General features: G+C 73.0%; 5 protein-coding genes and 1 pseudogene. 3 read left to right on the top strand and 3 right to left on the bottom strand.

Features of this window, described 5'->3' with window-relative positions; translation table 11 throughout:
- Positions 1-647, bottom strand: a pseudogene (locus tag ACFU99_RS28900) (M6 family metalloprotease domain-containing protein); the annotation flags it as partial.
- Positions 648-727: 80 nt separating this feature from the next.
- Entirely contained in the window at positions 728-2,083 is a 1,356-nt protein-coding gene (locus tag ACFU99_RS28895; RefSeq protein ID WP_384397575.1) for a M6 family metalloprotease domain-containing protein, read from the bottom strand.
- 428 nt (positions 2,084-2,511) lie between these two features.
- Between ACFU99_RS28895 and ACFU99_RS28890 the strand changes: the two genes are divergently transcribed.
- Complete coding sequence (locus ACFU99_RS28890; protein WP_384397573.1) at positions 2,512-3,174, top strand: TetR/AcrR family transcriptional regulator; 663 nt, start codon at positions 2,512-2,514, stop codon at positions 3,172-3,174.
- Between the two features lie 199 nt (positions 3,175-3,373).
- Positions 3,374-4,891 (top strand): MFS transporter, encoded by a 1,518-nt coding sequence (locus ACFU99_RS28885; RefSeq protein ID WP_384397571.1) that lies wholly within the window; start codon positions 3,374-3,376, stop codon positions 4,889-4,891.
- 221 nt (positions 4,892-5,112) lie between these two features.
- Here the strand turns inward: ACFU99_RS28885 and ACFU99_RS28880 are convergent, their stop codons facing one another.
- Positions 5,113-5,610 (bottom strand): MarR family winged helix-turn-helix transcriptional regulator, encoded by a 498-nt coding sequence (locus ACFU99_RS28880; RefSeq protein ID WP_384397569.1) that lies wholly within the window; start codon positions 5,608-5,610, stop codon positions 5,113-5,115.
- 171 nt (positions 5,611-5,781) lie between these two features.
- Between ACFU99_RS28880 and ACFU99_RS28875 the strand changes: the two genes are divergently transcribed.
- A partial coding sequence (locus tag ACFU99_RS28875) for a dioxygenase (RefSeq protein WP_384397577.1) occupies positions 5,782-6,378 on the top strand: 597 nt, incomplete at its 3' end.

The raw sequence follows: 6,378 nt of genomic DNA, 5'->3' as shown, positions 1-6,378 counted from the left end.
GTGACGGACAGCACGGTGTCGGTGGCGGGCGGCCCGGCGTTCGGCGTGACCAGGACGTTCACCAGGTCGTACGGGCGGAAGTCCACGGCCGGGCGGGCCTCGGCGGCGGCGTGGGCGAGGTCGCGCAGCAGCCGCCGGTACCCGGGCTCGAAGGTGGAGCCGCGCTCGATCCCGTACGAGCGGAAGGAGTGCGGCATCCGCAGCCAGTGCGTGAGGGGCAGCGCGGGGCGGTAGTCGAGCCGCCCGTACGAGGCGGCCTTGAACCACTGCCTCACCCGGGGGAAGAACTCCGCGTACCGCTGTCGCGCCGTGCCGCGCCCGTGAGCGTCCGGGAAGTCGATCGCGAGGGTGAGCGCGCGGACCGTGCCCGTGCCGCGCACATAGCCCGGGGCGGTGGGCAGCCCCTCGGACATCTGCGCCCCGGCGCCGGGGGCGAGGACGCAGGACCCGCCACCGGACGGGACGGCGGTGCCGGGGCGGGGGTCGGTCCCCAGCCGCTGCCCGGCGGCGGAGGAGCCCGGAGCGGCGGGTGCGGGGGCGGTGGGGGAGGAGCCGGCGGCGGTCGCGGCGACGGCGGCGAGGAGCGCGGTAGCGGCGAGGACGAGGCCGCGGCGCGGCGCGCGTATCGGGGGGCGGCTGGGGTCCATGACGGTTCCCTTCCGGTCCGAAGGTGCGGGAGGAGGCGCTCTGGTGGCGCTCTGGTGGGGAGCGGAGGTGACGCGCTCGCTCAGCGCTCCGACGTGACGCGCACGCGCCAGCGGCCCGCGCCGTCCTGGCCGAGCACCTCGACGCGCACGCCCTCGGCCGCGAAGGTCTGGCCCGCCCGGTACGCGGCGTCGCTCAGCTCCGCGTCGACGTTCGGGTCGTCGGTGGCGCAGCCCCCGCTGCCCGGTGTGGCGTCCGCGACATGGACCGGGCCGGTGCCGGTGGCCGCGGCGGCGTCGACGGAGGCGACGAGCACGCCGGGGCGGCAGACCGTCGGGTCGAGGGGGCCCTGGTCACGGGCCTCGACGGTGATGGCGCGGCTGCCGGAGAGCGGAACGGCGACGAGCTTGAGGCCGCCCGCGGCCGCGGTGGGCGTCAGCGTGTAGGTGCTCGTGCCGGGGCGTGTGACGCAGTGCGCCTGCCCGGCGCGCAGCCAGCCCAGCTTCCATTTGTGCCAGGCGAGGAAGTCGTCGGCCGGCCCCCAGTCCTCGTCCATGGGGTCCCAGTGGCCGACGGGCGGCGGTCGCCTCTTGCCGTCGGTGTAGTAGAGGTCCGGGAGGCCGAAGGCGTGCGCGACCTCGTGGTCGAGGACCCGGAAGGCGCTGTCGCCGGTCTGCCGGCTCCAGATGAAGGAGGCGTTGGTGAAGGGGACGCCGTCGTCGGTGTCGAGGCCGATCGGGCCGCCGCTGAAAGTGACGGACAGGACGGACTCGGTGGCGGGCGGCCCGGCGTTCGGGGTGGCCAGGACGTTGATGAGGTCGTACCGGCTGAAGTCGATATCGCGGTCGACGGCGGCGAGGATCTCCTTGGATATCGCGTAGTAGCCGCTGCCCGAGGCGGGGTCGAAGGGCGTGCCGCGGCCGATGCCGTACGCGGCGAACGGCCGGGACATCCGGATCCAGCGGGCGTGCGCGGTGGCGCGGTAGTCCAGCCGCCCGTACGAGGCGGCCCGGAAGTAGTCCGCGGCCATCGGGAAGAACTCGCCGTAGCGCTCGGCGACGGGACCGGCGGCCGGGGCGTCGGGGAAGTCGATGAAGAGGGTGATGGCGCGCACCGTCCCGCTGGATCTCGCGTACCCCGGCGGCGTGCGCCCGACCTCGGAGACGTGGTCCCGGATGCCGGTGAGTGCGCACGGGCCGTACGGGCGGTCGGCGACGGCTGCCGGCCCGGTCGGTCCGGTCGGCCTGGTCGGCGCCGGGCGGGCGCCGGGCCGGGCCGCGGCGGGCGCGGACGGGGACGGCGGCGCGTGCGCGGCGGGCTTGGGGGCGCTGGAACTGTGAGGGGCGCCGGGGGCGGTGGGGACGGCAGGGGCGGTGAGCGGGAGGGCGAGCGCGGTCGTCACCGTCGTGGCCACGAGCGCGGAGGCTATGTGGGGCATGCCGATCACCTCGGGGTGCGGGAGCGACCGCCTGAGCGCGGGCGCTCTCTGTGTTCACCCTGTTCCGGAGAGTGTCCGCGCGCTTGTTCGGTTACGGCGGACGGGTGAGCGGGGGAGGGGGTGCGCGGAGGCGGATGTGGCGCGTCATGCCGGAATTGCCGGATGTGCCACAGGTCACACCCGTCCCGCGAAATATCCGGGGACCCCCTCCCCGTTTTCAGATACGTCCCGCACAACCGGGGAGTCGGTCCCCGGTTCCAGGGGGCGAAGTTACTGATACGTACGGAAATCCCCGTACCGCACCGGCCCGGACCCCGTCCGCCGGCCGACCCACAGGTGAAACCGCGGCGATGCCCGCGACGCGGCCAGTGGATCCGGCGAACCGGTGAGCCAGTGGAACCAGAGGAACCAGAGAAGGGAGTGCCCCGATGGCAGCCACCGCCGCCACCGACGCCGCGAAGCCCGCGCATCCCCGGCTGCGGCTCCGCGCCGACGCCGTGCGCAATCGCGAGCGGATCGTCGCGGCGGCCCGCGAGATGCTCGTCGAACACGGGATCGAGGTGCCGCTCGATGAAATCGCTCGACGGGCCGGGGTGGGCAATGCCACTCTGTACCGGCACTTCGCGGATCGGTCCGAACTGATCCACCATGTCACCCTCTCGGTCATGTCCCGCATCGCGGAACAGGCCGAACGCGTACGAGCTGAGGAGCCCGATGCTTTCCTGGCGCTGAGGCGCTTCGTGCACGCCGCGGCGGACGAGCGCATCGGGGCCCTGTGCCCGCTGCTCGCCCAGGGCGTCGAGCGCGACCACCCGGATCTCACCGCGGCGCGCGAGCGCCTGGACCGGGCGATCGAGGCGGTGATGGGCGCCGCCCGCGACGCGGGCGCGCTCCGCTCCGACATCGCCGTCGGCGATCTGATGGTGGCCCTCACGCAGCTCACCCGCCCGCTGCCCGGCAGCGGCTGTCTGAACTTCGACCAGTTCGTGCACCGGCACCTCCAGCTGTTCCTGGACGGCCTGATGACCCCGGCCCGCTCCGAACTCACCGGCGCCGCCGCGACCTTGGAGGACCTGCGCCGCACGCCATGAACCGGCTTCCCGCTCCTGCCCGAGCGATCTGCCCCGACCCTGTTGTCAGACCCTTCCGCAACAATCGACGTCCGTAGCGTTCAACAGCGTTCAACGGGTCCGTCGTACGCCGCACGTCCTGTGTCACGTCCGGCACCCGGCGCACGTCGTGTCCTGTGTCCCGTTTTTCCACCCTCCGCACCGCTAGGCGGCTACACCCATGCCAGATACCGTCCGTCAACTCGATCCCCGGCGCTGGAAAGCGCTCATATTCATCGCGCTGGCCCAGCTGATGGTCGTCCTCGACGCCACCATCGTGAACATCGCGCTGCCCTCCGCCCAGGCCGACCTCGGCATCTCGGACGGCAACCGGCAGTGGGTCATCACCGCCTACGCGCTCGCCTTCGGCGGGCTGCTGCTCTTCGGCGGCCGCGTCGCCGACCTGTGGGGCCGCAAGCGGGCCTTCCTGATCGGCCTCGTCGGCTTCGCCGTCGCCTCCGCCCTCGGCGGCATCGCGAGCAACACCGGCATGCTGCTCGGCGCCCGCGCGCTCCAGGGCATCTTCGGCGCCCTGCTCGCGCCCGCCGCGCTCTCGCTGCTCGCGGTGCTGTTCACGGAGGCCAAGGAGCGCGCCAAGGCGTTCGGCATCTTCGGCGCCATCGCCGGCGGCGGCGCGGCCATCGGCCTCTTCCTCGGCGGCGTGCTCACCGAGTACCTGGACTGGCGCTGGACGTTCTTCGTGAACATCCCGTTCGCCGCCGTCGCCGCGGCCGGCGCGGTCTTCGTCATCCGTGAGCCCGAGGGCAGCCGCAACCCCTCCAGGCTCGACATCCCCGGCGTCATCCTGGCCAGCCTCGGCCTGGTCTCGCTGGTCTACGGCTTCACCCGCGCCGAGTCCGACGGCTGGGGCGCCGGCATCACCATCGGCCTGTTCGTCGGCGCCGTCGTGCTGCTCGCCGCCTTCGTGACCGTCGAGTCGCGGGTGAAGAACCCGCTGCTGCCGCTGCGCGTCGTGCTCGACCGCAACCGCGGCGGCGTCTACCTCGCGCTCGGTCTCGCCGTCATCGGCATGTTCGGCCTGTTCCTCTTCCTGACCTACTACCTCCAGGTCGTGAAGGGCTACACCCCGGTCACCACCGGCCTGGCCTTCCTCCCGATGGTCGCGGGCATGATCACCGGCTCGACGCAGATCGGCGCCCGGCTGATGACCCGCGTCCCGGCGCGGCTGCTGATGGGGCCGGGCTTCCTGGTCGCCTCCATCGGCCTGCTGATCCTGACCCAGCTCAGCGCGGGCAGCTCGTACCCGGCGCTGATCCTGCCCGGCCTGGTCCTGATGGGCCTCGGCATGGGCACGGCCTTCATGCCGGCCATGAGCCTGGCCACGCACGGCGTGCAGCCGCGCGACGCCGGCGTCGCCTCCGCGATGGTCAACACCTCGCAGCAGGTCGGCGGCGCGATCGGCACCGCGCTCCTGAACACCGTGGCGGCCAGCGCCACCACCGCGTACGCGACGTCGCACGTGGCCTCCGCCACGACGCCCGCGTCCGTGCAGGCGCTCAAGCTCAACGCCATGATGCACGGCACCTCCACCGCCATCTGGTGGGCGTTCGGCATCCTGCTGCTGTCGTCGGTGATCGCGTTCACGCTCGTCAACGCCGGCCGTCAGGGCGGCCCCCAGGCGGGCTCCGGCGATGGCGAGGCCGCGCTGGAGGACGCCATTCCGGTGATGGCGCACTGACCCGGTCCGTACGGGGGCGAGGCTCGCTCGTACACACGTGAAAGGCCCCTGCTGTGCAGCAGGGGCCTTCCGCGTGCGCGTACGGGCGTACGGGGCGTACGGCGGCGTTACGGGCATGCGGGGGCGGCACGCCCGTACGGCCGGGTGTCACGCCCGTACGGCCGAGCCCTGCGGCGACGGCGGCACGTGGCTCCGGCTTCGGCTCCGGCGACGGCCGCGCGCTAGCGCAGCCACGGCAGGTCGGCGCCCTCCGGCTGGAGGCCCTCGGCCATCACGCGGCAGATCTCGCCGAGCGACCTGGCCTGTTCGGGTGTGAGCCGGTCGAAGATGGCCGCGCGCACCGCCGCGACATGGCCCGGCGCGCTCGCCTTCAGGGTCTCGAACCCCTCGTCGGTGAGGACGGCGAGCTGGCCGCGCTTGTCGTCGGGCGAGTTCTCGCGCCGCACCCAGCCGTTCTTCTCCAGCCGGGAGACGGCGTGCGAGAGCCGGGACCGGGTGATCTTGGCGTTCTGGGCGAGGTCGGTCATGCGCATCCGGCGCCGCGGGGCGTCGGAGAGCAGGACGAGAAGGCCGTAGTAGATGTGCGGCATCCCGGCGTCGCGCTGGAGCTGGCGGTCGAGGTGGTCCTCTAGGAGGGTCCAGGCGTGGTGGTACGCGCGCCAGATGCTCTGCTCCTCGTCATTGAGCCAGCGAGTCTCTGCCGCGGGTTGGTTCGTCATGGCGTCCACTGTTTCATTCGAAGCTGGATTCTTGAAGGTTAAACAATTCCGGAGTAGGGTGCACTTACTAGCTTGAGAGTTCAAGTACCCGGAATCTTGGAGAGGCACGTGTCCGCCACCGTTCCCGCATCCGAGGCCGCCGCCGCGTTCGCGTCCGCGACCGGCGGGCGTATGCCCGCCCTCTATCTCTCGCACGGTGCGCCGCCGCTCGCCGACGACGCGCTGTGGCCCGGCCAGCTCGCCGCTTGGTCCGCCGGACTGCCCCGGCCCACCGCGATACTGATGATCTCAGCGCACTGGGAGGAGGCGCCGCTCGCCCTCGGCGCCACCGGGACCGTGCCGCTCGTCCACGACTTCTGGGGCTTCCCCGAGCACTACTACCGGGTGCGGTACGCGGCGCCGGGCGCGCCCCGCCTCGCGGACCGGGTGCGCGCCACGCTCCGCGCGGCCGGCACGCCCGTACAGGACATCCCCGACCGGGGCCTGGACCACGGCGCGTACGTCCCGCTCGTCGAGATGTACCCGGACGCCGACATCCCCGTCCTCCAGGTCTCCATGCCCTCCCTCGACCCGCGGCGGCTGATGGACATCGGCCGCCGCCTCGCGCCGCTGCGCGACGAGGGCGTGCTGATCGTCGGGAGCGGCTTCTTCACCCACAACCTCGCCGCGCTGCGGCACGCGGGGCCGCAGCCGCCCTCCTGGTCGGCGGAGTTCGACGACTGGGGGAACCGGGCGCTGGCGGCGGGCGACGTGGACGCGCTCCTGGAC

This window comes from Streptomyces sp. NPDC057654 (assembly GCF_042800135.1).
Classification (GTDB): Bacteria; Actinomycetota; Actinomycetes; order Streptomycetales; family Streptomycetaceae; genus Streptomyces.
This window is presented reverse-complemented; position numbering and strand designations above follow the sequence as displayed.